Source organism: Halomonas saccharevitans (genome assembly GCF_900116405.1).
In the GTDB taxonomy this organism is placed as follows: Bacteria; Pseudomonadota; Gammaproteobacteria; order Pseudomonadales; family Halomonadaceae; genus Halomonas; species Halomonas saccharevitans.
Genome location: NZ_FPAQ01000029.1, coordinates 1 through 26,592, shown reverse-complemented (window position 1 = coordinate 26,592; position 26,592 = coordinate 1). Strand labels below are relative to the sequence as shown.

The window sequence follows — 26,592 nt, the reverse complement described above, 5'->3', positions numbered from 1 at the left end:
TGGATGAGTCCGGCATCAATGGTCCCGGTATCAATACGACCGTTCTCAATAGAGCAGCCCAGTATAGAGCGCCATCAGCGGCTCACCTGCCAGCAGGGCGAGCCAGCCGGCCATCACCAGCCAGGGCCCGAAGGGCAGCGGGGCGCCGCGCAGACGCGGCACCGCCAGCTGGATGAGGATGCCCACCAGCGCGCCGGCCCCGGCGGAGAGGATCAGCACCAGCGGCAGGGTCTGCCAGCCCAGCCAGGCGCCGAGGGCCGCCAGCAGCTTGAAGTCGCCATAGCCCATGCCCTCCTTGCCGGTGACCAGCTTGAACAGCCAGTAGAAGCTCCACAGCACCAGGTAGCCGGCCATGGCGCCGATCACCGCCGAGGGCAGCAGCAGCGGCTGGAACAGCAGCTGGTAGAGCAGGCCCGCCCACAGCAGCGGCAGCGTGAGCAGGTCCGGCAGCAGCTGGGTGCGCAGGTCGATGACCCCCATGGCCAGCAGCGCCAGGCAGGCACCAAGGATGAACAGGGCCTCGAGCGTCGGGCCGAAGAGCGCCAGTACCGCCAGCGCCAGCACGCCGCCGGCCAGCTCGACCAGCGGGTACTGGGGGCTGATGCGCGCCTCGCAGCTGGCGCAACGCCCGCGGCGCTTGAACCAGCCCAGCAGCGGAATGTTGTCGTGCCAGGCGATGGGGGCCTCGCAGCGCGGGCAGAGCGAGCGGGGGGTGAGCAGGTTGAAGCGCGGCGTCTCTTCCGGTTCGAACTCCAGCGCCTCTCGGGCCTCGGCGCGCCAGCCCAGCATCAGCATCACCGGCAGCCGCGTGATCACCACGTTGAGGAAACTGCCCAGGCACAGGCCCAGGACGGCCGCGAGCGGCCAGAGCAGCGAGGGGGGGAGGTCGGCGAGCAAGGGTGACTCCTGTCCGGTCGGTTCCAAAGCGCCATTGTATCGGGGGATGGCATCGAATGCCCGGCTTCCGGCGTCGCGCCCGGGCTGTCCTGGCGTTCGGCTTTGGTCTAGAATCTGCTCCCTTTCTACTTCCAGGGGCACGATCATGACCCAGATGCTCGGACCGGTGATGCTGGATCTGGAGGGCCAGAGCCTGACGCCCGAAGAGGGCGAGCTGCTGGCGCGTCCCGAGGTCGGCGGGGTGATCCTGTTCGCCCGCAACATCGTCTCCGCGGCTCAGGTCCGCGCCCTGAGCGACGAGATTCGCCGTATCCGTCCCGACCTGCTGCTGGCGGTCGACCAGGAGGGCGGGCGCGTACAGCGCCTGCGCGAGGGCGTGACGCGCCTGCCGGCCATGGGGCGCCTGGGGCGTGATTTCGCCGCGCAGCCCGAGGTCACCCTGCGGCTCTGCCAGGATGCCGGCTGGCTGTTGGGCATGGAGATGGCCGCCTGCGGCCTGGATCTTTCCTTCGCGCCCGTGCTCGATGTCGATGGCGGCACGTCCAGCGTGATCGGGGATCGCAGCTTCTCCGCCGACCCCGAGGCCGTGGCGAGCATGGGACGTGCCTTCCTCGACGGCCTGCACGAGGCGGGCATGGTCGGCGTCGGCAAGCACTTCCCGGGCCATGGGGGGGTCGCCGCCGACTCCCACCATGAGCTTCCGGTGGATGCGCGGCCACTAGAGGCGCTGCACGAGCATGACCTGGTGCCCTTCGCTCGGCTGGCCCCGCGCCTCGACGCGTTGATGCCGGCGCATGTGGTCTATTCCGGATTCGATCATCGCCCGGCCGGCTTCTCGCCGGCGTGGCTGGGGATGCTGCGCGAAAGCCTGGGGTTCAAGGGCGCGATCTTCTCCGATGATCTGAGCATGGCCGGCGCGGCCTTCGCCGGCACGCCTGGCGAGCGGGCTCGGGCGGCGCTGGCCGCGGGCTGCGACATGCTGCTGGTGTGCAACGACCGCGCCGCGGCGCTGGAGGTCATCGAGGCCTGCCAGGGCCACCAGGCACGGCGCCTGTCCCGGCTGCGCTATGCCCGCGCTCGGCCCGATCTTCAGGCACTGGGCGCGCTGTCGCGCTGGCGCCGCGTTCATGCCCGCCTGGAAGCCCTGGCGGCCAGCTGACGCTATGCCGCTTCTACACCACCGATTCCACTTGCCGATGACGAGTCGCTAACCGATGCCCACACTCGATACCTTCCATCCGTCGCTGGACGACATGCGCGAGCTCATGGACAACGCCGACTGCCTGATCTCGCAGTCCGAGGTCGAGCTCGCCCTGGACCGCATGGCCGACGAGATCACCCGCGACCTGGGTGACAAGCTGCCGGTCTTCTACTGCGTGATGAACGGCGGCCTGATCACCACCGGCCACCTGCTCACTCGCCTGGGCTTTCCGGTCGAGGTCGACTATCTCCACGCCACCCGCTATCGCGGTGGCATCCGCGGCGGCGAGCTGTTCTGGCGCGTCTCCCCGGAGGTGCCCATGGCCGGGCGCCACGTGGTGATCGTCGACGACATCCTCGACGAAGGCTCGACCCTCGCCGCCATCCTCGACTACTGCCGCGAGGCCGGGGCGGCGAGCATCTCCACCGCGGTGCTGGTCGACAAGCAACACGAGCGCAAGGCGGTGCCGGGGCTCAAGGCGGACTACTGCAGCCTGGAGGTCGCCGACCGCTACGTGTTCGGCTTCGGCATGGACTACAAGGGCTACTGGCGCAACGCCCCGGGCATCTACGCGCCCAAGGGGCTGTAAGCGCTAAGCAGCCAAGCGGCCAAGAAAAACCTCCAGCAGACTGATCAGCTGGAGGTTTTCTCATAATGCGCGGAATATCCTTCTCGGCGCTTACGCCAATCCCAGCTCGTGGGTGGCTTCCTCGCGCATCTTGAACTTCTGGATCTTGCCGGTGACGGTCATCGGGAAGGCGTCAACGAACTTCACGTAGCGCGGCACCTTGTAGTGGGCGATCTGGCCCTTGCAGAAGGCCTTGAGGCCCTCCTCGTCGAGGCTCTCGCCCTCGCTGAGCTTGACCCAGGCCATCACCTCCTCGCCGTACTTCTCGTCGGGCACGCCGATCACCTGCACGTCGGAGATGGCCGAGTGGGTATAGAGGAAGTCCTCGATCTCGCGCGGGTAGATGTTCTCGCCGCCGCGGATGATCATGTCCTTGATGCGCCCGACGATCGCCACATAGCCCTCGTCGTCCATGGTGGCGAGGTCGCCGGTGTGCATCCAGCCCGCCGCATCGATGGCCTTTGCGGTGGCCTCCTCGTTCTCCCAGTAACCGAGCATCACGCTGTAGCCGCGGGTGCAGAGCTCGCCGGTGCCGCCACGCGGCACCACGGCGCCGGTGTCCGGGCTGACCAGCTTGACCTCGAGGTGCGGGTGGATGGTGCCGACCGTGGTGACGCGCTTCTCGAGCGGGGCATCGGTCTGAGTCTGGAAGCTCACCGGGCTGGTCTCGGTCATGCCGTAGCAGATGGTCACGTCCTGCATGTGCATCTTGTCGATGACCTTGCGCATCACCTCGATGGGGCAGATGGAGCCGGCCATGATGCCGGTGCGCAGGGAGGAGAGGTCGAAGCTCTCGAATTCGGGGTGCTCCAGCTCGGCGATGAACATGGTGGGCACCCCGTAGAGGGTGGTGGCGCGTTCCTCGGCCACCGCACGCAGCGTCTCGCCCGCCTCGAAGCCGTCGCCGGGATAGATCATGGTGGCGCCGTGGGTCACGCAGCCGAGGTTGCCCATCACCATGCCGAAGCAGTGATAGAGCGGCACCGGGATCACCATGCGATCGGTCTCGTCGAGGTTCATGGTGCGCGCCACGAAGAAGCCGTTGTTGAGGATGTTGTGGTGGGAGAGGGTGGCGCCCTTGGGCGCACCGGTGGTGCCCGAGGTGTACTGGATGTTGATCGGGTCGTCGAACTGCAGGCCGGCCTGAACCTCGGCGAGGCGCTCGGCGGAGACCTTGTCGGCGTGGTCCAGCATCGACTGCCAGCTGAACATGCCGGGCAGGGCGCGGTCGGCATCCAGGCACACCACCCGTTCGAGCGCGGGGAGCCTGGCACTCTTGAAGGTGTCGGAGCTCCCCTCGCGCAGCTCCGGCGCCCGCTCTTCATGGAGCTCCGGAACCAGCTCCGCCAGCGTCGCCACATAGTCGGAGCTCTTGAAGGCGCCCTGCAGGATCAGCGTCGTGGCGCCGGACTGCTTGAGCGCATAGTCGAGCTCATGGGTGCGGTAGCTGGGGTTGATGTTGACAAGGATGGCGCCGATCTTCGCGGTGGCGAACTGGGTGATCGTCCATTCGGCGCAGTTGGGCGACCAGATGCCGACGCGTTCGCCCTGCGTGACCCCCAGGGCGATCAGGGCGCGGGCCGCCCGGTCGACGGCCTGCTGAAGCTCTCTCCAGCTGTAGCGCAGCCCCTGGTGGCGGCTGATCAGGGCGTCTCGCTCGGCGAAGCGCGTCACGGTGTCGTCGAAGCAGTCACCGATGGTCTGACCCTTGAGGGGCGTGTCGCTGATACCGCTGACGTAGCTGATCGAAGGGTGTTGGCGTGTCATGAAGTGTCTCGTCTCTTGTTGTTGGCCTGTGACGGGGTACGTGAAACGCAGGATGACGTCGTGGTGAGTGTTCGATCGGGGCCGGGCGCTCAGGCCTCGTGGCCGAGGCCGCGCAGTACCTCCCGGGCGCGGTGATCCACGTCGTCGAGCTCCATGCGCATCAGGCGGATGTCTTCCAGCTGGCGCTCGAGGTTGGCGCGTTTGTCGGCCAGTATCTCCAGCAGGCGCCGCAGCTGGCGTGCATTACCGTCGGGCATGGCGTCATACATCGTCACCACTTCGCGGATCTCGCCCAGCGAGAATCCCAGGCGCTTGCCGCGCAGGGTAAGCTTCAGACGCACCCGATCCTTCTCGTGATAGATACGCTTCTGTCCCTCGCGGTGCGGGGCCAGCAGACCCTCCTGCTCATAGAAGCGGATGGTGCGTGGCGTCACCTCGAACATCCTCGCCAGCTCACCGATGGTGTACTGGCGGTGCTGGCGCGGCAGAGCGTCCTGGCCGCTCGGGGTGTCCGGGGAGGTTGATTGTGTCATGACGTTGATCCTGTGACCGGGTGGTGAACCGGCGGTTTCCCACCTCGTCTGGAAACACTAGACGAGGTTGACGTTAACGTAAAGTGCTTGTTCGACCATGGGGTGATATGGGATAAACCTAGCAAGTGCTAGGTTGGGGTCCAACCGGCTGGATTGGTCGATGGCGCCCGTCGGGCGCCGCGACGACCGGCTCTCGGGCAGCGCGGAGCGGACCACCACCTCGAACCGTTATCCATTCATAGCCGAACTCATTCATAGCTAAACAAGAGGGACTCCCCCATGGACTTCTCCTTGACCGATGATCAGAAGGCGCTGGCCGCGGCCGCCGCCGACTTTTCCCGCGCTGAGCTGGCCGACCATGCGGCCGACTGGGACGCGACCTCCCATTTCCCGGTGGACGTCATCCGCCGGGCGGGCGAGGCCGGCTTTCACGGCATCTATACCCCCGAGGAACACGGCGGCCTCGGCCTCTCGCGGCTCGAGGCCTCGCTGATCTTCGAACAGCTCTCCCAGGGCTGCGTCGCCACCACCGCCTATCTGACCATCCACAACATGGTCACCTGGATGATCGCCAGCTGGGGCGACGACGCCCTGCGCGAGGCCTGGGTGCCCGCCATGGTAGCCGGTGAGGCGCTGGGCTCCTACTGCCTGACCGAACCCGGCGCCGGCTCCGACGCGGCCAGCCTGCGCACCAAGGCCGTCCGCGACGGCGACGACTACGTCATCTCGGGCAGCAAGATGTTCATCTCCGGCGCGGGCGCCACCGAGGTGCTGGTGGTGATGGCCCGCACCGGCGCGCCCGACAGCGGCGCCGGCGGCGTTTCGGCGATCGTGGTGCCGGCGGATGCCGCGGGCGTGGAATACGGCAAGAACGAGGAGAAGATGGGCTGGAAGAGCCAGCCGACCCGCCTGGTGAGCTTCGATGGCGTGCGGGTGCCGGTCACCCATCGCCTCGGGGCGGAAGGCGAGGGCTTCAAGTTCGCCATGAAGGGCCTCGACGGCGGGCGTCTGAACATCGCCAGCTGCTCGCTGGGCGCCGCTCAGCAGGCCCTGACCCTGTCGCGGGACTATCTGTCCGAGCGCAAGCAGTTCGGTCGCGACCTCGCGAGCTTCCAGGCCCTGCAGTTCAAGCTTGCCGACATGGCCAGCGAGCTCACCGCCGCCAGGCTGATGGTGCGCCACGCCGCCTGGCGCCTCGACCAGAATGACCCCGAGGCCACCGCCCACTGCGCCATGGCCAAGCGCTTCGCCACCGACATGGGCTTCAACGTCTGCAACGAGGCCCTGCAACTGCACGGCGGCTATGGTTACATTCGTGAATACCCCCTGGAGCGACTGGTGCGTGACACCCGCGTGCACCAGATCCTCGAGGGGACCAACGAGATCATGCGCCTGATCGTCGCCCGCCGCCTGCTGGCCGACGGCGTCATCGAGTCGCTCCAGTAACCGTCACACCCCTTTATCAGATCCAGGAGATCCCCGGATGTCGGACCTCGCAGTGCTCTTCGACGAGTTGCCCACCCGCGACGGCGGCCGTATCGGCGTGGCCACCCTGAATGCCCCGAAGTCGCTCAACGCCCTGTCGCTGGAGATGATCCGCCAGCTCGAGGCCAAGCTCGACGCCTGGGCGGTGGACCGCAGCGTGGTGGCCGTGTGGCTCGAGGGCAGCGGCGACAAGGCCTTCTGCGCCGGTGGCGACGTGGTGGCCCTCTACCGCTCGCTGACCGAGGAGGGCGAGAATCGTGGCGCCGGGCGCGACGGCCTCTTCGCCGAGACTTACTTCACGGCGGAGTATCGCCTCGACCACCGCATCCACACCTATCCCAAGCCGCTGATGGTGTGGGGCGACGGCATCGTCATGGGCGGGGGGCTGGGCCTGATGGCCGGCGGCTTCCAGCGCCTGGTGACCGAGACCACCCGCATCGCCATGCCCGAGATCACCATCGGCCTCTATCCCGATATCGGCGCGAGCTGGTTCCTGGGGCGCATGCCGCCGGGCGTGGGTGCCTATCTGGGCCTCACCGGCGCCCAGCTCAATGCCCGGGACGCCCTCGACCTGGGCATGGCCGATCGCTTCATTCCGCGCGAGCGTCGCGAGTCGCTGCTAGGCGCGCTGCAGGAGGCCGACTACGGCGACCGCGCCCCGCGGGCCCTGCGTGCCGGCGTGCAGTCGGTACTCGATGATCATGAGGATCGCGGAGCGGCCCCGCCGGCGCAGGTTTGGCCGCATCTGGATCACCTTCAGTCGCTGGTGGGACGCGTCGACGCCGCGTGCGCCGTCAAGCGCATCCTGCGCGACACCACCGAGGATGCCTGGCTCGCCGCCAACCGCGCGCGGCTCGAGGCCGGTTGTCCGGTGAGTGCCCAGCTGGTGTGGCGCATGCTCGAGCGCCATGCGCACACCGGCCTCGCCGACGCCTTCCGCGAGGAGCTCAGTCTCTCGGTGCAGTGCTGCCGCGAGGGGGACTTTGTCGAGGGCGTGCGCGCCCTGCTGATCGATAAGGACAAGGCGCCGCGCTGGTCTCACGCCACGGTGGCCGAGGTGCCCGAGGCCGATATCCAGTCGCTGATGAGCACGCGCTGGTCCGCCGAGTCACACCCGCTGCGCGATCTGGGCCATCCCATCGACTCGGGCCATCGCGTGGGCTGAGGCCCCGTGATCGACTCACATGAACGCTTGTCCTGAACAACTCACAATGAAACAGGAGCCACGCCAATGAACATCGCCTTTATCGGCCTCGGCAACATGGGTGCTCCCATGGCCATCAATCTGCTCAAGGCCGGGCACGACGTGATCGTCTTCGATCTGGTGGAGGAGACCATCCAGGCCCTTGAAGCCGAGGGTGCCAGCCGCGCGGAAAGCGCCGAGGTCGCGGCTTCGGGCGCCGAGGTGGTCATCTCCATGCTGCCGGCCGGCGCCCACGTGCAGAGCCTCTATCTCGGGCGCGACGGCGCGCCGGGCCTGCTCGATGCCCTGGACAGCAGGCCGCTTTTGATCGATTCCTCGACCATCGCGCCGGACGATGCTCGCCTGGTGGGCGCCGCCGCCGCCGAGCGCGGCTTCACCTACCTGGACGCCCCGGTCTCCGGCGGGGTGGGCGGCGCCAAGGCCGGCACCCTGACCTTCATCGTCGGCGGGGATGAGGCCGGCTTCGAGCAGGGCAAGCCGCTGCTCGAGGCGATGGGCAAGAACATCTTCCATGCCGGCGAGTCGGGCGCCGGCCAGGTGGCCAAGATCTGCAACAACATGCTGCTGGGCATCCTGATGTCGGGCACCGCCGAGGCGCTGGCGCTGGGCGTGAAGAACGGCATGGATCCCGCGGTGCTCTCCGAGATCATGAAGCAGAGCAGCGGCGGCAATTGGGCGCTCAACGTCTATAACCCCTGGCCGGGGGTGATGGAGGGCTCGGCGGCCTCCCGTGACTACCAGGGCGGCTTTCTGACCGACCTGATGGCCAAGGACCTGGGGCTTGCCTGGGAACTGGCGCTGGGCTCGAAGTCCAGCGTGCCGATGGGCTCCCAGGCGCGCAATCTCTTCGCCCTGCACAGCGCCCAGGGCAGCGGCCAGCGCGACTTCTCCAGCATCCAGACCCTCTATCGCCAGGGTGAGGAGCAGGGCAAGAAGTAGCACGCGCGGGTCACACCGCCAGGGGCATTCCGCGCCCCCATGCCTACACGGTCATGGCGAAAACGGGCACACTTTCGTGCCCGTTTCTCGTCGAGAGTCCCCATGAGCGCACCGCCTTCCAGCCCCTCCTCGTCCTCCGCTCCCCAGTCGTCGCGCCCCGCACGTCGCGAGCTGCTCGAGGGCCCTATCGCCGCCACCCTGCTGCGCAAGAGCCTGCCGGTGGTGGTCGGCATGCTCGCCATGATGAGCTTCAACCTGGTGGATGCCTGGTTCATCTCCCGGCTTGGCACCGAGGAGCTGGCGGCGGTCTCCTTCACCTTCCCGGTGGTGTTCACGGTGATCAGCCTGGCCATTGGCCTGGGCATCGGCACCTCGGCGGTAGTGGCCCGTCGGCTGGGGCGGGGCGAGCTCGACACGGTACGCCGCCGCGCCACCGATGCGGCGCTGCTGGCCGTGGTGGTGGGCGTCGCCATGACGCTGCTGGGCCTCGCGACCCTGGAGCCGCTGTTTCGGTTGATGGGCGCCGACGACGTGCTGATGCCGCATATCCGCGACTACATGGGCATCTGGTACCTGGGCGCGGCCGCCATGATCGTCCCACGGGTGCTCAACAGCATCCTGCGAGCCCACGGCAACACCGCCACCCAGGGGCTGATGATGGCGCTGGCCGCCGGCATCAACGTGCTGCTCGACTGGTGGCTGATCTTCGGGGCAGGGCCCTTCCCGGCGCTCGGCGTCAGCGGCGCGGCGCTCGCCACCGTGCTCAGCTGGGGCCTGATGGCGATGGTACTGGTCTTTCATCGCGAGCTGCGTGCGCTCTTCGACCTGGCCGGCCTCGATGCGAAGGGACTTGCCGACTCCTGGCGGGAGCTCGGTCGCATCGCCGGCCCGGCGGCGCTCACCAGCGTCTTCACGCCTATCGCCCTGGGGCTTGTGACCCGCATCATCGCCGATCATGGTCACCCCGCCGTGGCGGGCTACGGCGTCGGCAGCCGCATCGAGGCGATCTCCCAGATCGTCGTGCTGGCGCTCTCGATGACCCTGTCGCCGCTGGTCAGCCAGAACGCCGGGGCCGGCCAGCACGACCGGGTGCGCCGGGCAATCTTCGGCTGCTTCGTCTTCGTGCTGGCCTGGCAGCTGCTCATCTGGGGGGCGTTGCAGGGGCTGGCGCCCTGGCTGGTGGCGGGCTATGCCGAAACGGATGAGGTGGCCGGGGTGCTGCGCAGCTTCCTGTGGCTAGTGCCCCTGGGGCTGGGCGCCCAGGGCGTGGTGATCCTGGCCGTCTCGTCGCTCAATGCCCTGCATCGGCCGGCGCTGGCCATGCGCCTGTCGGTGATCCGGCTGTTCGTGCTCAACGTGCCGCTGGCTTGGGTGGGCGGTCGCCTGGCCGACAGCAGCGGGGTGTTTGCCGGTTTGCTCGCGGCCAATCTGCTGGTCGGGCTGCTGGCCTGGTGGCAGATTCGTCGCCAGCTGCCGCCGCGGGCCTCCTGACGCATGCGCCGACCGGGGCGCCGATAAGCAGGCGCTGAAAGGGAGGGTGGCAGGTGCGTCGGGCTTGGCAGAAAGGCACTATTGGTCTACATTTGTCGAAAATGTAGAAATTAATGCCACCCCTTTCGAGGATGCCCCATGAGTCAGATCACCCCTATCACCTGGGACGACCCCCTCCGCCTGATCGACCAGCTCAGCGAAGAGGAGCGCATGGTCCGCCAGACGGCCCATGACTACTGCCAGGAGAAGCTCCTGCCGCGGGTGCTCGAGGCCAACCGTCACGAGCGCTTCGACCGCGAGATCATGAACGAGATGGGCGAGCTGGGCCTGCTCGGCGCGACCATCGACGGCTATGGCGGCGCCGGGCTCAACTACGTCAGCTACGGCCTGATCGCCCGCGAGGTGGAGCGGGTCGATTCCGGTTACCGCAGCGCGATGAGCGTGCAGTCGAGCCTGGTGATGTATCCGATCCACGCCTTCGGCAGCGAGGTTCAACGCGAGAAGTACCTGCCGAAGCTGGCCAGCGGCGAGTGGGTGGGGGCGTTTGGCCTCACCGAGCCGGATCACGGCTCCGACCCGGGCGGGATGAGCACCCGCGCCACCCGCATCGACGGCGGCTGGCGGCTGAACGGCACCAAGACCTGGATCACCAACTCGCCCATCGCCGACGTCTTCGTGGTCTGGGCCCGGGACGAGGAGGGCGTGGTCAACGGCTTCATCCTCGAGAAGGGCATGAAGGGCCTCTCCGCGCCCAAGATCGAGGGCAAGTTCAGCCTGCGCGCCTCCGTCACCGGTCAGATCGCCATGCAGGACGTGGAGGTCGACGACGATGCCCGCCTGCCCGGCGTCAAGGGACTCAAGGGACCGTTCTCCTGCCTCAATCGGGCGCGCTACGGGATCGCCTGGGGCACCATGGGCGCCGCCGAGGCCTGCTGGCATGCCGCCCGCGACTACACCCTGGAGCGCAAGCAGTTCGGCCGCCCCCTGGCCGCCAACCAGCTCATCCAGAAGAAGCTCGCCGACATGCAGACCGAGATCGCCCTGGGACTGCAGGCCGCGCTGCGGGTGGGGCGGATGATCGACGAGGATCAGCTGGTGCCCGAGGCGATCTCGCTGATCAAGCGCAACAACGGCGGCAAGGCGCTGGATATCGCCCGCATGGCCCGCGACATGCACGGGGGCAACGGCATCAGCGACGAGTATCACGTCATCCGTCACATGATGAACCTCGAGGCGGTGAATACCTACGAGGGCACCCACGACGTCCACGCCCTGATCCTCGGGCGCGCCCAGACCGGTATCCAGGCCTTCACCGGCTGATCATGCCGCTCGCGACCTCTCTCTTGCCAAGGAGTCCGTGATGAGTCGACCCCTCGACGGAGTCGTGGTGCTGGATCTTTCGCGGGTGCTGGCCGGCCCCTGGGCCGGCCAGCAGCTGGCCGACCTGGGCGCCCGGGTGATCAAGATCGAGCACCCCACGCGTGGCGACGATACCCGCGGCTGGGGTCCCCCCTGGCTTGACGGCGATCACGGGGCCGAGCGCCAGGCGGCCTACTATCTATGTGCCAACCGCGGCAAGCAGTCGCTTGCCGTGGATATCTCAATCGAGGGCGGCCAGGCCCTGGTCAGGGAGTTAGCCAAGGGAGCCGACATCCTGCTCGAGAACTTCAAGGTCGGGGGACTGGCGAAGTACGGCCTGGATTACTCGAGCCTGAAGGCGCTCAACCCGGGGCTGATCGGCTGCTCGATCACCGGCTTCGGCCAGGGCGGGCCCTACGCCCATCGCGCCGGCTACGACTTCATGATCCAGGCCATGGGCGGGCTGATGAGCCTCACCGGCGAGCCGAACGGCATGCCCATGAAGACCGGCGTGGCGATCACCGACGTGATGACCGGCCTCTACGCCACGGTCGGGGTGCTGGCGGCCCTCCATGAGCGCGAGCGGACGGGGAGGGGGCGCCACATCGACGTGGCGCTGCTCGATGTCCAGGTCGCCACCCTGGCCAACCAGGCCCTCAATGCCCTGACCAGCGGGGCGTCGCCACAGCGTCACGGCAACGCCCATCCCAACATCGTCCCCTATCAGGCCTTCGCCTGCGCCGACGGCCATTTGGTGCTTACCGTGGGCAACGATGCCCAGTTCTCGCGTCTGGCGACCCTGCTTGGCCATCCCGAGTGGGCCGAGGATCCCGCCTATGCCACCAACGCCGCTCGGGTCGATAACCGCGAGGTGCTGGTGACGATGATCCAGACGCGACTGCTCGGCCGCGAGCGCGACGCCTGGCTCGCCGAGCTGGAGGTGCGCGGCATTCCGGCGGGGCCCATCAATACCCTGACCGAGGTGTTCGACGATCCCCAGGTGCGCCACCGCGGCATGGCGCGTCAGATCGACGGCGTGCCCCAGGTCGCCAATCCGCTTCGCTTCGACGGCGAGGCGCTGACCAGCGACGTCGCACCGCCCCGGCTCGGCCAGGACAGCGATGCCATTCTTGCCGAGATGGGGCTGACGACGGAGGACATCGCCAGGCTCAGGCGAGAGGGCGTGATTCGCTAGCGCGGGGAGAAGCGCCGGGTCAGGCCGGTTTCGGCGATCATCCGCGTGGAGATCTCCTCCACCGAGAAGCGGGTGGTGTCAATGTAGGGCACGTGCAGCTGGCGGTAGAGCCCCTCGGCCTGCTCGACCTCCTGGACGCACTGATCCATGGAGCTGTAGCGGCTGTTGGGACGCCTCTCGTGGCGGATCGCCGCCAGCCGCCGCGGATCGATGGTCAGGCCGAACAGCTTGTGGCGATGCTGGGCCAGCACCTTGGGCAGCTTGAGGCTGCCGTCCTCGTCCAGGTCGTCCTCGGTGAGCGGGTAGTTGGCGGCGCGGATGCCGAACTGTAGCGCCAGGTAGAGCGAGGTCGGCGTCTTGCCGCAGCGTGAGACCCCGACCAGGATGATGTCCGCCTGGTCGTACTGGTGGGTGCGCGCCCCGTCATCGTTATCCAGCGCGAAGTGCACCGAGTGGATGCGGTCCATGTAGACGTCGTCGCGGCCGATGGCGTGGGTGCGCCCGACGCTGTAGGAGGAGTGGGCCTCCAGCTCTTCCTCGAGCGGCTTCAGGAAGGTCGAGAAGATGTCGACCTTGAAGCCCGGCGCCTCGCGGATCACCGCGCGGATCTGCTCGTCGACCACGGTGTCGATGATGATCGGCTGCTCGCCGTCGCGCACTGCCGTGGCCTCGATAATCGCCACCAGGGTGCGGGCCTTCTCGAGAGAGTCGATGTAGGGCTTGGTGAGCATGCGGATCTCGACGCTCTCGAACTGAGCCAGCAGGCTGCGGCCGAGACTCTCGGCGGTGATGCCGGTCCCGTCGGAGATGAAGAAGGCGGTGCGGGTCATGGCGGTCGCTGTCGTCCGGTCGAGTGAAGCTCCATTGTCGGCGCTGGTCGCGGCCGCGACAAGGCCCGGAGATGTGGCTCCTGAGGCCCGCCACTACAGGAAACGGGCCCATGGGTCCGCTGTTGTAAAAATCCTCCAGTGACTTCGATGTTAGACCAATGGCGAATATGGAAGGTCGCTGGTAGAGTCGCCAACATCCCATCATGTCCCGGTCCCTCGAGGGAGACCTGCGAGGGAGCCCGCGAGCTGGACCTGTGAGTCGGTCCCGCGAGCGGTCCCACCGGCGTGATGCACTCGTCGACGATTTTTCTGGGAGGTCTCATGGACGATTACATTCAGTGGTTCGAGCACTTGGGCATGGGCGATGTCGAGCGAGTCGGCGGCAAGAATGCCTCCCTGGGCGAGATGATCTCCAACCTGGCCGGAGCGGGCGTCACCGTCCCCGGCGGTTTCGCCACCACGGCGCATGCCTACCGGGAGTTCCTCTCCCACGAGGGGCTGAACGATCGCATCAACCAGGCCCTCTCGACCCTGGATGTCGACGACGTCAATGAGCTCGCCCGCGTGGGCGCCCAGATCCGCCAGTGGGTCATCGATACCCCGCTGCCGCCGACCTTCGAGCAGTATCTGCGCGAGAGCTACGAGAAGCTCTCCGCCATGCACCCCAACCTCAAGGTGGCGGTGCGCAGCTCGGCCACCGCCGAGGACCTGCCCGACGCCTCCTTCGCCGGCCAGCAGGAGACCTTCCTCAACATCGAGGGCTTCGACAACATCAAGCGCGCCGTCCACGAGGTGTTCGCCTCGCTGTTCAACGATCGGGCCATCTCCTACCGCGTGCACCGCGGCTATGCCCACGAGAACGTGGCGCTGTCGGCGGGCATCCAGAAGATGGTGCGCTCCGAGACGGGGGCCGCGGGCGTGATGTTCACCCTGGACACCGAGTCCGGCTACCGCGACGCGGTCTTCGTCACCGCCTCCTGGGGCCTGGGCGAGACGGTGGTGCAGGGCGCCGTGAACCCCGACGAGTTCTACGTGCACAAGTCGACCCTGGCGGCGGGGCGTCCGGCGGTGCTGCGTCGCAACCTCGGCTCCAAGCTGATCAAGATGATCTACACCGACGACACCAGCGCCGGCAAGTCGGTCGAGACCGTCGACGTGCCGCTGGCCGACCGCGGGCGCTTCTGCATCAATGACGAGCAGATCATGGACCTGGCCCGCCAGGCGATGACCATCGAGCAGCACTACGAGCGTCCCATGGATATCGAGTGGGCGCTGGATGGCGATGACGGCAGGCTCTACATCGTCCAGGCGCGTCCCGAGACCGTGGTCTCCCAGCAGGAGGGCGGCAAGCTCGAGCGCTTCCAGCTCAAGGAGAAGGGCCGCACCCTGGTCTCCGGCCGGGCCATCGGCCAGCGCATCGGCAGCGGGGCGGTGAAGGTGGTCTTCTCCCCGGACGACATGCAGAAGGTCCATCCCGGCGACGTGCTGGTCACCGACATGACCGACCCGGACTGGGAGCCGATCATGAAGCGGGCCTCCGCGATCGTCACCAACCGCGGCGGCCGCACCTGCCACGCGGCGATCATCGCCCGCGAGCTGGGCATTCCCGCCGTGGTCGGCTGCGGCGATGCCACCGAGGTGCTGGCCGACGGCCGCGACGTCACCGTCTCCTGCGCCGAGGGCGACGCCGGCCACGTCTACGAGGGGCTGCTGGACTTCGACCGCCGGGTGACCAGCGTCGATGCCATGCCCGAGATCCCCTTCAAGATCATGATGAACGTCGGCAATCCGGATCGCGCCTTCAGCTTCGCCAGCCTGCCGAGCGCCGGCGTGGGCCTGGCGCGCCTCGAGTTCATCATCAACCGCATGATCGGCGTGCACCCCAAGGCGCTGCTCGAATACGACACCCTGCCCGCCGATCTGCAGCAGACCATCGACCTGCGCACCGCCGGCTACCCGGACCCGGTCGAGTTCTACGTCGAGAAGCTGGTCGAGGGCATCGCCACCCTGGCCGCCTCCTTCTATCCGCAGCGGGTCATCGTGCGACTGTCGGACTTCAAGTCCAACGAATACGAGAACCTGATCGGCGGCAAGCTCTACGAGCCCGGCGAAGAGAACCCCATGCTTGGGTTCCGTGGCGCGGCGCGCTACATCTCCGAGTCTTTCCGCCCCTGCTTCGAGCTGGAGTGCCGGGCACTGAAGCGAGTCCGCGAGGTGATGGGCCTGGACAACGTCGAGATCATGGTGCCCTTCGTGCGTACCCCCGACGAGGCTCGCGAGGTGGTGGGGCTGCTGGCCGACAACGGCCTCGTCCGCGGCGAGAATGGCCTCAAGGTCATCATGATGTGTGAGCTGCCGGCCAATGCCCTGCTGGCCGACGAGTTCCTCGAGCACTTCGACGGCTTCTCCATCGGTTCCAACGACCTGACCCAGCTGACCCTGGGGCTGGATCGCGATTCGGGCATCGTCGCCCACCTCTTCGACGAGCGGAATCCGGCGGTCAAGAAGCTGCTGTCCATGGCCATCCAGGCCTGCCGCGCCCAGGGCAAGTACATCGGCATCTGCGGCCAGGGGCCGTCGGATCATCCTGACCTCGCCAAGTGGCTGATGGAGCAGGGCATCGACTCGGTGTCCCTGAACCCGGACGCGGTCCTCGAGACCTGGTTCATGCTGGCTGGCGAGACACTCGGCTAGGCCAACATCGGCTCTTCGCGGTCACCGACCCCGCCTCTCGAGGCGGGGTTTTTCATTGGCGCGTGAGCGAGGCGTTGAGGGCGACGTCGGGGCGGAGTCGACATAAATCGTCAGCCTGCTAACATTGACCCTGATCAATTTCCTACAAGAGACGCCGGCTCACGGCGCATGCGCGGCGCCAGTCGCCGCCCTGTCGACCACCTGAGGAGAAGTCCCTTGGCCAGTTTTACCCTGAACGGCGAGCCGGTCAGCGTCGAGGTATCCCCCCAGACCCCCTTGCTGTGGGTGCTGCGGGATCATCTCGACATGACCGGTACCAAGTTTGGCTGCGGCATCGCCCAGTGCGGCGCCTGCACCGTGCATCTCGATGGCGAAGCCACGCGTACCTGCGTGCTGCCGGTCTCCGCCGCCGAAGGCGCCGAGATCGTCACCATCGAAGGGCTGTCGGATGACGACGACCATCCCCTGCAGCAGGCCTGGCGCGAGCAGCAGGTGCCCCAGTGCGGCTACTGCCAGTCGGGCCAGATCATGCAGGCGGCCGATTTCCTGAGCCGCAACGCCGATCCTGACGACGACGAGATCACCGAGGCGATGGCCGGCAACCTGTGCCGCTGCATGGCCTACCGGCGTATCCATCGGGCGGTCAAGCGCGCCGCCGAGATCACTCAGGCCCGCGAGGCGAGCACCGCCGGTGTCGGCGTCTTCGATCCGGCCCGCGCAGAGGAGGTGATCCATGGCCAGGTTTGACGATGAGCTGGCGGCCGTCGAGGCGCGCCAGGACGACGCGCGGGGCATCTCGCGCCGCGGCTTTCTGATTGGCACCATGGCCGGCTCGGCGATGCTCGCCTTCGGTCTCTCCGGCATCGCCGGCGCGGCAAGCGGCTCCGCCAGCGAGGCGCTCGCCGCCGGGCGCTACGAGCCGACGATCTGGTATGCCATTGCGCCCGACGGCACCGTGACGGTGCATATCACCAAGGCCGAGATGGGCCAGCACGTCGCTACCAGCCTGGCACGCCTGGTCGCCGAGGAGCTCGAGGCTGACTGGTCCTCCATCGAGGTGGTCTACGTCGACAGCGACCCTAAGTGGGGCTACATGGTCACCGGCGGCAGCTGGTCGGTGCATCAAAGCTATCTGCCGCTCTCCCGGGCCGGCGCGGCCGGGCGTATGGCGCTGATCGAGGCCGGGGCCAAACTGCTCGGCGTCGACGCGGCCGACTGTCGCGCGCGTAATGGTCGGGTCATCTGCGGTGATCAGTCGATCGGCTATGGCGAGATCGTGTCTCAGGCCGGGCTCGAGCGCACCTTCTCAGAGGAAGAACTCCAACAGATCTCCCTGAAGCCTGCCGCCGAGCGCCGGGTGCTCGGCACCAAGGGCGGCGCCCTGGACGTGCCGGCCAAGGTCAACGGCGAGGCGATCTACGGCATCGACGTCAGCGTCGAGGGGATGCTCCATGCGCGCCCGGTGCTGCCGCCGACTCGCTTTGGCTCCACGCCGACCTCGGTGGACGACAGCGCCGCGAAGCAGGTCGAGGGCTATCGCCAGACCATCGAGCTTAACGACCCCTCCGGCGTCTGCCAGGGTTGGCTCGCGGTGATCGCCGACAGCACCTCGGCGGCGATGCGCGCCGCCGACGCCCTGAAGGTCGAGTGGCAGCGCGGCGACAGCTATGCCATCACCGAGGCGGACATTCAGCAGCAGGGCCATGCCCTGGTCGAGGCACCGAGCCGCGACAACGGCTCGCTGTTCGTCGACATCGGCGACGCCGCCGCCGGCCTCGAGGGGGCGAGCCGGGTGGTCGAGTCCACCTACACCACCTCGAGCGTGCTGCATTTCCAGCTCGAGCCGGTCAACGCCACCGTGGTCGAGGAAGATGGCCACTGGCACGTGCACTGCGGCAACCAGCAGCAGACGCTGGCGGTGGGGATGCTGGCCAAGGCCCTGGAGGTCGATGAGAGCCAGGTCACCCTGCACCAGTACTACCTGGGCGGCGGCTTCGGGCGGCGTCTCTATGGCGACTACACCATCCCGGCGGCGCTGGCGGCCAAGGCGCTGGGGCGCCCGGTGAAGATGCTCTTCACGCGTCCCGACGACACTCGCTTCGACTGCGTGCGCTCGCCCTCGGTGCAGCGTCTTCGCTCCGGGCTCGATGACAGCGGCCGCGTGGTAGCCTCCGAGCATGCCGCCGCCGCCGGCTGGCCGTCGGCCGCCATGGCGCCGGCGTTTCTCGCCGAGACGGTCGAGAACGGTGGCAAGGTCGACTCCTTCGCCATCAGCGGCGCCGATCACTGGTACGACGTCGGTGACCAGCGCGTCTGGGCCCAGCAGAATCACAAGGCCCACGAGGTCTTCGTGCCGGGCTACCTGCGCTCGGTGGGGCCGGGCTGGACGACCTGGGCCGTGGAGCAGCACATCGACGAGCTGGCGCTGGCCGCTGGCGAGGATCCCGCGCGGTTCCGGCTGAACCTGCTCAAGGCCGAGGGCCGCAACGCCGGCCAGGCGCCGCATAGCCTCGGCGGCGCCGAGCGCTTGAAGGCGGTACTCGAGCGGGCCATGGCCAAGGCAGGCTGGGACGACCGCGACAGCCTGCCCGACGATGTCGGCATGGGCGTGGCCCTGACCTTCGGCCAGGAGCGCAGCATGCCGACCTGGGTCGCCTGCATCGCCCGAGTCCGGGTCGATCGCGGCGACGGCACGGTCAAGGTCGAGCGACTGACCACGGTGGCCGATGCCGGCACCCTGGCACACCCCGACGGTGCCATGGCGCAGCTCGAGGGCTCGCTGCTGTGGGGGCTCTCGATGGCGCTCTACGAGGGCACCGAGATCGAGAAGGGAAAGCCCAAGGCGCTGAACCTCGACGCCTACACGCCGCTGCGTATGGATCAGGTGCCCCAGATGGACCTGGAGTTCGTCGACAGCGACGCCATGCCGGTGGGCCTGGGCGAGCCGGGCACCACGGTGGTGGCGCCCGCCATCGCCAACGCCATCCAGCATGCCGTCGGCGTGCGCCTGCGCGACATGCCGATGCGCGCCGAGGCGCTCAAGGCCGCGCTCTAGAGGGGCGTCCTCTCGGACCGCCTTCCATCAGGGCAGCGCCCCCGTGCTGTCACGCCCCGCCCCGGAGCCTCCGGGGTGGGGCCTCTTGAATGAGACCTTTCATGCAACACCTTGATCTGACGGTGATCCGCCAGGCGCTGGCCTGGGCGCGGCAGGGCGAGACGCTGTGGCTATGCACGGTGCTCTCGACCTTCGGCTCCTCGCCCCGGGAGCCGGGTGCCTGGCTGGTGGCACGCCGCGATGGTGCCCACGTGGGCTCGCTCTCCGGGGGCTGCGTCGAGGAGGATTTTCTCGAGCGCCTCGCCGAGGGTGCTTTCGAGTCGCCGGTGCAGCGGGTGCGCTATGGCGAGGGCGGAGAGTTCGACGGGCCCGGGGTCACGCTGCCCTGCGGCGGCCTCCTCGAGGTGCTGGTCGAACGCCTGTCGCCCGGCGAGGAGACACTCGCGCATCTCTCGGCCCTGGAGGCGGCGCTGACCGGCCAGCGGCCGGCGCTGCGTCACGTCGACCTGACAGGCGGCGCGGCGTATCTCGAAGACGATGCGGGCCTCGGTGAGCGGGTGATCTGGCCGCCCGCGTCGAACGGCGAGTCGCCGGGCCGCGCCCGGCCGGGCCATGTCCAGCTGAGAGTCGGACCCGTGGCGCGGCTGGTGCTGGCGGGCATGTCGCCGGTCGCCGAGGCCTGCGCCGAGTTCGCCCAGCGGCTGGGATTCGAGGTCATCGTCTGCGACCCGCGATCGGAGGCGCTCGACGGGCTTAGCCTGCCCGGCGTCGAGCGGGTCGCGACGCTGCCCTCGACCTTCATCGCCGACGGCGGCTGCCATGCGGCCACCGCGGTGGTGGCGCTGACCCACGACCCCCGCCTCGATGACCTGACGATGATCGAGGCGGTGACGAGCGAGGCCTTCTATATCGGCGTGATGGGCTCGCACAAGACCTCTGCCGCCCGCGCCGAGCGCCTGAAACGCAGCGGCGGCCTCGATGAGGCGGCGCTGGCACGCATCCACATGCCGATCGGCCTGGGGCTCGGCAGCAAGACGCCGGCGGAGATCGCCCTGGCGGTGATGGCCGATATCGTACGGGTACGCCGCGGCCGCGCCCGGGATGACCTGTGAGGGCGGGTCACGACGCGAACCGCCTCGTCGTCCTGATGATGGCGGCGGGGCGCTCGCGGCGCTTCGGGCCCGCCGACAAGCGGCTGGCACGCCTGCCGGATGGTCGGCCCCTGCTGGCGGCGAGCCTTCAGGCAAGCCTCGCCCTATCGCCGCGGCGCGTGCTGGTCGTGCTGGCCGGCGAGAGCCTCGCCTCGCTGGCGCTCGACGCTCACGAGCCTGCGAGTCTTGGCCTGCTGGTCGCCCCGCGAGCCGACGAGGGGCTTGGGGCGAGTCTCGGTGATGCCTTTACGCGGCTGCTCGAGGACCCCGGCATGCGCGACGTCGAGGCGGCGGCGGTGTGGCTGGGTGACATGCCGGCCATCGCGCCCTGGACCTGCCGGCGCCTGGCAGCGGCCGCAGCGCCTGAACGCATCGTGCGGCCCCGCCACGGCGGGCGTCCCGGACACCCGGTGATTTTCGGCCGGGCCTTCTGGCCACACCTGGCCAGGCTGGCTGGCGAGCAGGGCGCCCGCGGCGTGATCGCCGACCACCCCCAAGCCTGCCGGGAGATCGAGGTCGAGGACGACGGCGTGCACCGGGATATCGATACACCGGCGATGCTCGCAAGCCAGCCCGGCACCCCCTGAGGGTAACGTGACGGCGCCGCCAATGCGGCCGCGCCGGTAGGCGATTGCCAGATGCGACATCGCCCGGCCAGTGTGGCCGGGCGATGTCGTTAAGCGGTTTTGTTGGTGTCGCGTCGGGCAGACCCGCGTACCAGAGGGGGCGGGGTCAGTCGTTCTCGCCCAGCCACTCGGCGACGAGTTCGGGATGCGCCTCGACCCAGGCGCGGGCGTTGGCCTCGTAGTCGCCGTTGGCCTGGTTGGCTTCCATCAGGCCCTGGACGTCGTCGGCACTCCAGGCGAAGCGATCCAGGATGGCGGTGATTTCCGGCTGCTCCTCGTCGAGCCCCTGGCGCGTCACGGTGTGGATGCGCTCGTCCTGGGAATAGAGGCCCTCGGGATCCTCCAGGTAGCGCAGCGACTGCCCCGAGAACACCGGATGCGGCGCCCAGGCGGTGACGACGATCGGCTCCTGGCGTCCCATCGCGGTCTCCAGGGTCTTGCTCATGGCGGCATCGCTGCCGGCGATCAGTCGCCAGTCGTCGAGACCGTAGGCCTCCATGGCCCGCTCGGTCAGGGCCATGATGCCGGCGCCCGGGTCGATGCCGTGGATACGCTCGCCGAAGGCGTCGCCGGCCTCGGCCAGGTCCGCCATCGAGGTCGCCTCGGCGTAACTGGGCACGGCCAGGCCGACGCGGGCGTCGTTGAGGTTGGGGCCGAGATCATCGATCTGATCGGCCAGGCCCTCGTAATAGCTGGCCTGGGTGACCGGCAGCCAGGCGCCGGTGAAGGCATCGAGCTCGCCGACGGAGAGCCCTTGCCAGATCGCGGCCAGGCTCACCGAGCGGATCTCCACCTCATGGCCGGCGTCCTCGAGTACCGCCTTGAGCACATAGGTGCTGGCCTGACCGGTGGCCCACTCGCCGATGCCCAGGCGCAGAGTGTCGGCCTGGGCCAGCGGGCTGACGGCCCCGAGCAGCAGGCCGGTGGAAGCGAGCAGCGAACGCAGAATCATCTCAAACATCTCCAGCAGAGGCAGGGAAAGCGATTTCGGATCGCTGACATGATACCTGTTCTCGCACGATGACGAATCCGTCGCTACACGTGTTCTGCGCCCGGTGTGACTAGACTCTGGGTACGTTTCTCAATCAGGAGTTGTCTCATGAGATATGCCGGCTGTGGCTCTTTACTGGCGTTCGTCACCGCCCTGGGGCTGGCGCTCGTCGCCGCGCCGCTGCTGGCGCAACCCGGCAACGGACAGGGTGTCGGCAAGGGCGGCGTTCAGCAAAGGGGCCAGGGTCAGGAGACGGTTCAGGGTAGACAGGGACGGAGCCAGCACGGGCAGGACCAGCGGGGTCAGGGCCGGTCCGACGAGCGCTACCGCCAGGCGAGGCGTGATGACGATCGATACCGGGATCGAGGCCGGGATCGAGAGCAGGACCGCGACCGTGATGTTCGGGAAGCTCGCCGCCTGCGCATCGATGAGCGCGAGATCCGCGACATCTTCCATCGCCGTCGCGATGCTCTCGATCTGGATGAGCGCGATCGCCTGCCGCCTGGTATTCGCAAGAACCTCGCGCGCGGCAAGCGCCTGCCGCCGGGGATCGCCAAGAACTTCGACCCGCGGCTGCGCCGCGAACTGCCCTACTACGAGGGGTACGAGTGGCGTCGCGTGGGGGCCGATGCCGTGCTGGTCGATATCACCAACGACATCATCCGTGAGGTGATCCACGACATCCTGCGCTGACGGCGCGATGGCGGCGAGCCAGTTATAAGGGGGAAGGGTAGAGGAGAGCGACCATGCTGGAGCCCCTGGAGGTCACCCAAGTCTATCGACGCTGTGCCACCGAGGCCTTCGCGTTCGAGATCACCAGCGAACTCGAGTCGCTGGACCTGCTCAGCGGGCATGAGCGAGCCCGGGACGCGCTGAGTTTCGGCACCGCGATGCGCAGCGACGGCTTCAACCTCTTCGTGCTGGGGTCGCCCGGACACGACCGGCAGAGCCTGGTGGGGCGCTTTCTCGCCGAGCGGGCCAAGCGTGGCCCCGCGCCCGGGGACTGGTGCTTTCGCTACAACTTCGATGATCCGGCCGTGCCGCTGGTGCTCTCCCTGCCGGCCGGCATGGGTCGCACGCTGCGCGAGGATCTGGACGGCCTGATCGAGGAGCTGAGTAGCGCCATTCCCGCAGTCTTCGAGAGCGAGGAGTACCAGAACCGCCTCCACGAGCTGAAGCAGGCCATGGGCGAGCGACAGCGCGATGCCGTCGAGAGCGTGCGTGGCGAGGCCCGCGAGCACGGCATCCTGCTGCTTTCCACCCCCAACGGCTTCACGTTCGCGCCGGCCGATGGCGACAAGATGATGGCTCCGGAAGCCTTCGAGGCACTCCCCGCCGAGGAGCGCGAGCGCATCGAGCACAAGGTCGAGGAGCTGCAGCGCACGCTCACCCTGGCGATTCGCCGGATGCCCCGTCTGGCCAAGCAGCTGCGCGAGCAGGCCAGTGCGCTCAATGCGGAGATGCTCGAATCGGTCATCGACGCGCCGCTTGAAGAGCTCAAGGAGCGCTACGCCGCCCAGCCGGGCGTCATCACCCATCTCGAGGCGATTCGCGAGGCGATCCTGTTCAATGCCGAGTCCTTCATCGAGGAGGACCCCGAGATACCGGCGGAGGCGCTTTACAGCCGCATCCAGATCAACCTGCTGGTGGACAACGCCGAGGCCAAGGGAGCCCCGGTGATCCATCAGGATCTGCCCAGCCATCAGCACCTGGTGGGACGCATCGAGCACCACGTGCACAACGGCACCCTGCTCACCGACTTCCTGCTGATCCGCGCCGGTGCCCTGCATCGCGCCAACGGCGGCTACCTGGTGCTGGACGTGCGTGGCGTGCTCACCCAGCCGGGGGCCTGGGAGACACTCAAGCGGGTGCTGCGGGCCGGCGAGATCCGCACCGAGTCCCTCGAGCAGGCCTATGGCCTGATCAGCACCGTGACCCTCGAGCCGCAGCCGATTCCGCTGGACGTCAAGATCGTGCTGCTCGGCGACCGCCTGCTCTACTACCTGCTCTGCGAGCATGACCCGGAGTTTCTCGAGCTGTTCAAGGTGCAGGCCGACCTCGAGGACGAGCTCGATCGTGACCCTGAGCACGAGGCCTTCTACGCCCGCATGGTGGCGACCCTGGCGCGCACCGCGGCGCTTCGCCCCCTGGACCGCGAGGGCGTGGCCGCGGTGATCGAACGCGCCAGCCGCCTGGCCGGCGACCAGCGCAAGCTGACGGCGCGCCACCGCGACCTCCATGACCTGCTGCTGGAGGCCGATCACTGGGCCGGCGAGGCGGAGGACCGGGTGATCGATCGTGCCCATGTCGAAAAGGCGGTGGCGCAGCAGCTCTGGCGGGCGGGGCGTCTGCGCGAGCGCAGCCACGAGTTGTTCACCCGCGGCACCCTGATGGTCGCCACCGAGGGACACGTGGTCGGCCAGGTCAACGGCCTCGCGGTGATGCAGCTGGGCGAGTCCGCCTTCGGCCAGCCCACGCGCATCACCGCCACGGCGCGTCCCGGCGAGGGCCGGGTGGTCGATATCGAGCGCGAAGCGCGCACCGGCGGGCGGATCCATGCCAAGGCGGTGATGATCCTCTCCCGCTACCTGGCCAGCCGCTACGCCGCCCTGGAGCCGCTGTCGCTCTCGGCGAGTCTCGCCTTCGAGCAGTCCTACGGGGGCGTCGAGGGCGACAGCGCCTCGGTGGCCGAGGCCTGTGCCCTGGTCTCGGCCATCGCCGGCGTGGGGCTCGACCAGGCCTTCGCCGTGACCGGCTCCATCGACCAGCACGGCAGGGTCCAGGCGGTGGGCGGGGTGAACGAGAAGATCGAGGGCTTCTTCGATGTCTGCCGCTCCCGCGGCACGCTGTCGGGTCAGGCGGTGATCCTGCCGAGGACCAACGTCGAGCACCTGATGCTCAAGGCCGAGGTGCGTGCAGCCATTGAGCGGGGGTGCTTTCGGGTCTTCGCGATCTCCCGGGTGGACGAGGCCCTGTCACTGCTCACCGGGCTGCCCATCGGCGAACTCGACGCACAGGGGCGCTTCCCCGAAGGCTGTCTCGAGGCGCGGGTGGCCGAGCGCCTGGCACAGTTCCGCGAAGCGGTGACGCACGCCCGGCGGGCGGAGCGCGGCCTTGCCGACGGCGAGGCCGCGCAAGAGGAAAGAATAGAGGAAGAGAACGAGGAGGATGACGATGCCCCCTGACGAGGCGCGACCGCCGCTCGGAGACGATCCGAGCCCCAGCTCGGCCGGCCAGGCGGTCAGGGTCGTCCGGGTGCTGACCCTGCTCGATGCCTCGCGCCACAGCCTGGCCGCGCTGGCCGCCGCGGTGGATCTTGCCGTGGCCCCCCACGCCGAGCTGGTGGCGCTGTTCGTCGAGGATCAGGAGCTCGTGAGCAGCGCCGGCTTCCCCTTCGCCCGGGAGATCGGGGCGGTCTCCGGGCGGGCGCGCCGGCGCTCTCGCGACGACCTCGTGGTCGGCCAGGCGCGCCAGGCCCGCCGTGTGGCCGAGGCGCTGGAGGCCGCGGTGTCCGGTCGGGAGCTTCGCCACGAACTCAGGATCAGTCGTGGCGCCATCGTCAGCGAGGCGCAGGCCCTGGCCGGGCCAGGGGACGTGCTGATGCTCGGCAAGGCCGGCTTCTCGAGCCACTGGGGCGTGCGGCTGGGCTCCACCAGCCGCGCCCTGATGCTGGAGGCGCCCTGCACGGTGATCATCTGGGATGAGCGGTTGCCGCTGGCTCACGGCCCCTTGCGCACCCTGGCCGAAGCGGAAGCGCAGGCGCCCTACCGCATGGAGGTCCCCGAGGTCCTGGCGCGGCTGTTCGAGGGCGAGGAGGTCCTGGAGGCGAGTAATGCGCGTGAGCTCGAGCACCGGCTCCGGCGGGCGACCAGCGGCGCGCTGCTGCTGCATCGCCCTCGGCTCGCGCGGCTGGCCGAGCAGGACCCCGACCTGCTGGCGCGGCTGCCGATTCCCCTGATTGTGGTGCCCTGATCGCGGTGCCCTGAGCGACGTCGCAGTGGCCCAGGCGATCGTCCTGAACGATGCCACCCCACAGGGCGGCGAGAATTCGGCAAGATGGCGCCCCCTGAACAGGCGATGCGGGAACCGATCGGGATGACATACTTGCTGTTGATGGGGGCGCGCGGACTGGCTGTTGGCCGCCCGCTGTTCGGCACAGTAATAGCTGCCATAATGGCGCACTGGTTCACATCCCGTCAGCCGGGTGCCATTTCAACTGATGCGATGCTATCTACCCGCCTCATTCATCAGGGCACAGAACGAGCGTGTTGAGTCCATCGATTGCCGGTACCGACCTGCTTCAACCTCATGCGGTCGCTTGGTAGACGGTTGGCATATACCCGATTCGGCTTTTGGCCGATCTTTTCATAACGATCAGGAATTGATGTCTGGCGCCGGCGCAGCCGTGGCCGTCGACCTCCGTTGTGGCCGCCTTACTTGGCGAGTCAATCTTGGTGACGCTGGGTGTCAGGCCAAGGCCGTCAGCCGAGGCAGCCCCTTCAGCAAGGTGGGCCACCATTTGTCGGCGGCATCGCCGAGGTGCACG

General features: G+C 68.2%; 21 protein-coding genes. 16 read left to right on the top strand and 5 right to left on the bottom strand.

Translation table 11 applies throughout. The annotated features are described in order from the left end of the window. Positions 1-45 precede the first annotated feature (45 nt). Positions 46-897 carry a prepilin peptidase gene (locus tag BM388_RS13075; RefSeq protein ID WP_245781548.1) on the bottom strand — a complete coding sequence of 284 codons (852 nt, stop codon included), beginning with the start codon at positions 895-897 and terminating at the stop codon, positions 46-48. A 145-nt stretch (positions 898-1,042) separates the two neighbouring features. Here BM388_RS13075 and nagZ point away from each other — a divergent pair, with 145 nt between their 5' ends. Together nagZ and BM388_RS13065 are read left to right on the top strand one after the other, a co-directional pair. Next, positions 1,043-2,056 (top strand): beta-N-acetylhexosaminidase, encoded by a 1,014-nt coding sequence (gene nagZ / locus BM388_RS13070; RefSeq protein WP_089850871.1) that lies wholly within the window; start codon positions 1,043-1,045, stop codon positions 2,054-2,056. Between the two features lie 55 nt (positions 2,057-2,111). Beyond that, positions 2,112-2,687, top strand: coding sequence for a hypoxanthine-guanine phosphoribosyltransferase (locus BM388_RS13065; protein ID WP_089850869.1), 576 nt, complete (start codon positions 2,112-2,114; stop codon positions 2,685-2,687). A 90-nt stretch (positions 2,688-2,777) separates the two neighbouring features. Here the strand turns inward: BM388_RS13065 and BM388_RS13060 are convergent, their stop codons facing one another. Continuing rightward, a complete protein-coding gene (locus tag BM388_RS13060; RefSeq protein WP_089850867.1) occupies positions 2,778-4,493 on the bottom strand; it encodes an AMP-binding protein in 1,716 nt (571 codons plus the stop codon). 89 nt (positions 4,494-4,582) lie between these two features. Continuing rightward, positions 4,583-5,026 (bottom strand): MerR family transcriptional regulator, encoded by a 444-nt coding sequence (locus BM388_RS13055; RefSeq protein WP_089850865.1) that lies wholly within the window; start codon positions 5,024-5,026, stop codon positions 4,583-4,585. Between the two features lie 279 nt (positions 5,027-5,305). Here BM388_RS13055 and BM388_RS13050 point away from each other — a divergent pair, with 279 nt between their 5' ends. The 6 genes from BM388_RS13050 to BM388_RS13025 all read left to right on the top strand — a co-directional run bounded on the left by BM388_RS13050 (position 5,306) and on the right by BM388_RS13025 (position 12,699). Beyond that, positions 5,306-6,472, top strand: a complete 1,167-nt coding sequence (locus BM388_RS13050) for an acyl-CoA dehydrogenase family protein (RefSeq protein WP_089850864.1) — start codon at positions 5,306-5,308, stop codon at positions 6,470-6,472. Positions 6,473-6,509: 37 nt separating this feature from the next. Continuing rightward, the gene (locus tag BM388_RS13045; RefSeq protein ID WP_089850862.1) at positions 6,510-7,676 is read left to right on the top strand and encodes an enoyl-CoA hydratase/isomerase family protein; all 1,167 of its coding nucleotides are present in this window, start codon (positions 6,510-6,512) and stop codon (positions 7,674-7,676) included. A 66-nt stretch (positions 7,677-7,742) separates the two neighbouring features. Next, positions 7,743-8,654, top strand: a complete 912-nt coding sequence (gene mmsB / locus BM388_RS13040; RefSeq protein ID WP_089850860.1) for a 3-hydroxyisobutyrate dehydrogenase — start codon at positions 7,743-7,745, stop codon at positions 8,652-8,654. Between the two features lie 102 nt (positions 8,655-8,756). After that, complete coding sequence (locus BM388_RS13035) at positions 8,757-10,145, top strand: MATE family efflux transporter (protein WP_089850858.1); 1,389 nt, start codon at positions 8,757-8,759, stop codon at positions 10,143-10,145. Positions 10,146-10,283: 138 nt separating this feature from the next. After that, complete coding sequence (locus BM388_RS13030; RefSeq protein WP_089850856.1) at positions 10,284-11,465, top strand: acyl-CoA dehydrogenase; 1,182 nt, start codon at positions 10,284-10,286, stop codon at positions 11,463-11,465. Positions 11,466-11,505: 40 nt separating this feature from the next. Continuing rightward, positions 11,506-12,699, top strand: coding sequence for a CaiB/BaiF CoA transferase family protein (locus BM388_RS13025; RefSeq protein ID WP_089850853.1), 1,194 nt, complete (start codon positions 11,506-11,508; stop codon positions 12,697-12,699). Here BM388_RS13025 and ppsR read toward each other — a convergent pair. Beyond that, positions 12,696-13,529, bottom strand: coding sequence for a posphoenolpyruvate synthetase regulatory kinase/phosphorylase PpsR (ppsR, locus tag BM388_RS13020; RefSeq protein ID WP_089850851.1), 834 nt, complete (start codon positions 13,527-13,529; stop codon positions 12,696-12,698). The genes BM388_RS13025 and ppsR overlap by 4 nt on opposite strands. A gap of 321 nt (positions 13,530-13,850) precedes the next feature. On the opposite strand from ppsR, the gene ppsA reads away from it, so the two are divergent. The 5 genes from ppsA to BM388_RS12995 all read left to right on the top strand — a co-directional run bounded on the left by ppsA (position 13,851) and on the right by BM388_RS12995 (position 21,016). After that, positions 13,851-16,223 (top strand): phosphoenolpyruvate synthase, encoded by a 2,373-nt coding sequence (ppsA, locus tag BM388_RS13015; protein WP_089850849.1) that lies wholly within the window; start codon positions 13,851-13,853, stop codon positions 16,221-16,223. A gap of 216 nt (positions 16,224-16,439) precedes the next feature. Beyond that, positions 16,440-16,970 carry a (2Fe-2S)-binding protein gene (locus BM388_RS13010; protein WP_342714253.1) on the top strand — a complete coding sequence of 177 codons (531 nt, stop codon included), beginning with the start codon at positions 16,440-16,442 and terminating at the stop codon, positions 16,968-16,970. Beyond that, the gene (locus BM388_RS13005; RefSeq protein WP_089850845.1) at positions 16,957-19,278 is read left to right on the top strand and encodes a xanthine dehydrogenase family protein molybdopterin-binding subunit; all 2,322 of its coding nucleotides are present in this window, start codon (positions 16,957-16,959) and stop codon (positions 19,276-19,278) included. Before BM388_RS13010 ends, BM388_RS13005 begins: the two co-directional genes overlap by 14 nt. 101 nt (positions 19,279-19,379) lie before the next feature. Further along, complete coding sequence (locus BM388_RS13000) at positions 19,380-20,390, top strand: XdhC family protein (protein ID WP_089850844.1); 1,011 nt, start codon at positions 19,380-19,382, stop codon at positions 20,388-20,390. Continuing rightward, positions 20,387-21,016, top strand: a complete 630-nt coding sequence (locus BM388_RS12995) for a nucleotidyltransferase family protein (protein ID WP_245781547.1) — start codon at positions 20,387-20,389, stop codon at positions 21,014-21,016. Before BM388_RS13000 ends, BM388_RS12995 begins: the two co-directional genes overlap by 4 nt. A gap of 145 nt (positions 21,017-21,161) precedes the next feature. Here the strand turns inward: BM388_RS12995 and BM388_RS12990 are convergent, their stop codons facing one another. Beyond that, positions 21,162-22,007 carry a glycine betaine ABC transporter substrate-binding protein gene (locus BM388_RS12990; RefSeq protein WP_217641070.1) on the bottom strand — a complete coding sequence of 282 codons (846 nt, stop codon included), beginning with the start codon at positions 22,005-22,007 and terminating at the stop codon, positions 21,162-21,164. Between the two features lie 147 nt (positions 22,008-22,154). Between BM388_RS12990 and BM388_RS12985 the strand changes: the two genes are divergently transcribed. From BM388_RS12985 to BM388_RS12975, 3 genes are read left to right on the top strand one after another with little or no spacing between them, the layout of a single operon-like run. Further along, positions 22,155-22,739, top strand: a complete 585-nt coding sequence (locus tag BM388_RS12985; protein WP_089850840.1) for an anti-virulence regulator CigR family protein — start codon at positions 22,155-22,157, stop codon at positions 22,737-22,739. A gap of 53 nt (positions 22,740-22,792) precedes the next feature. After that, complete coding sequence (locus tag BM388_RS12980; protein WP_089850838.1) at positions 22,793-25,231, top strand: Lon protease family protein; 2,439 nt, start codon at positions 22,793-22,795, stop codon at positions 25,229-25,231. Further along, positions 25,221-26,018, top strand: coding sequence for a universal stress protein (locus BM388_RS12975; protein WP_217641069.1), 798 nt, complete (start codon positions 25,221-25,223; stop codon positions 26,016-26,018). Before BM388_RS12980 ends, BM388_RS12975 begins: the two co-directional genes overlap by 11 nt. Positions 26,019-26,592: the final 574 nt, after the last annotated feature.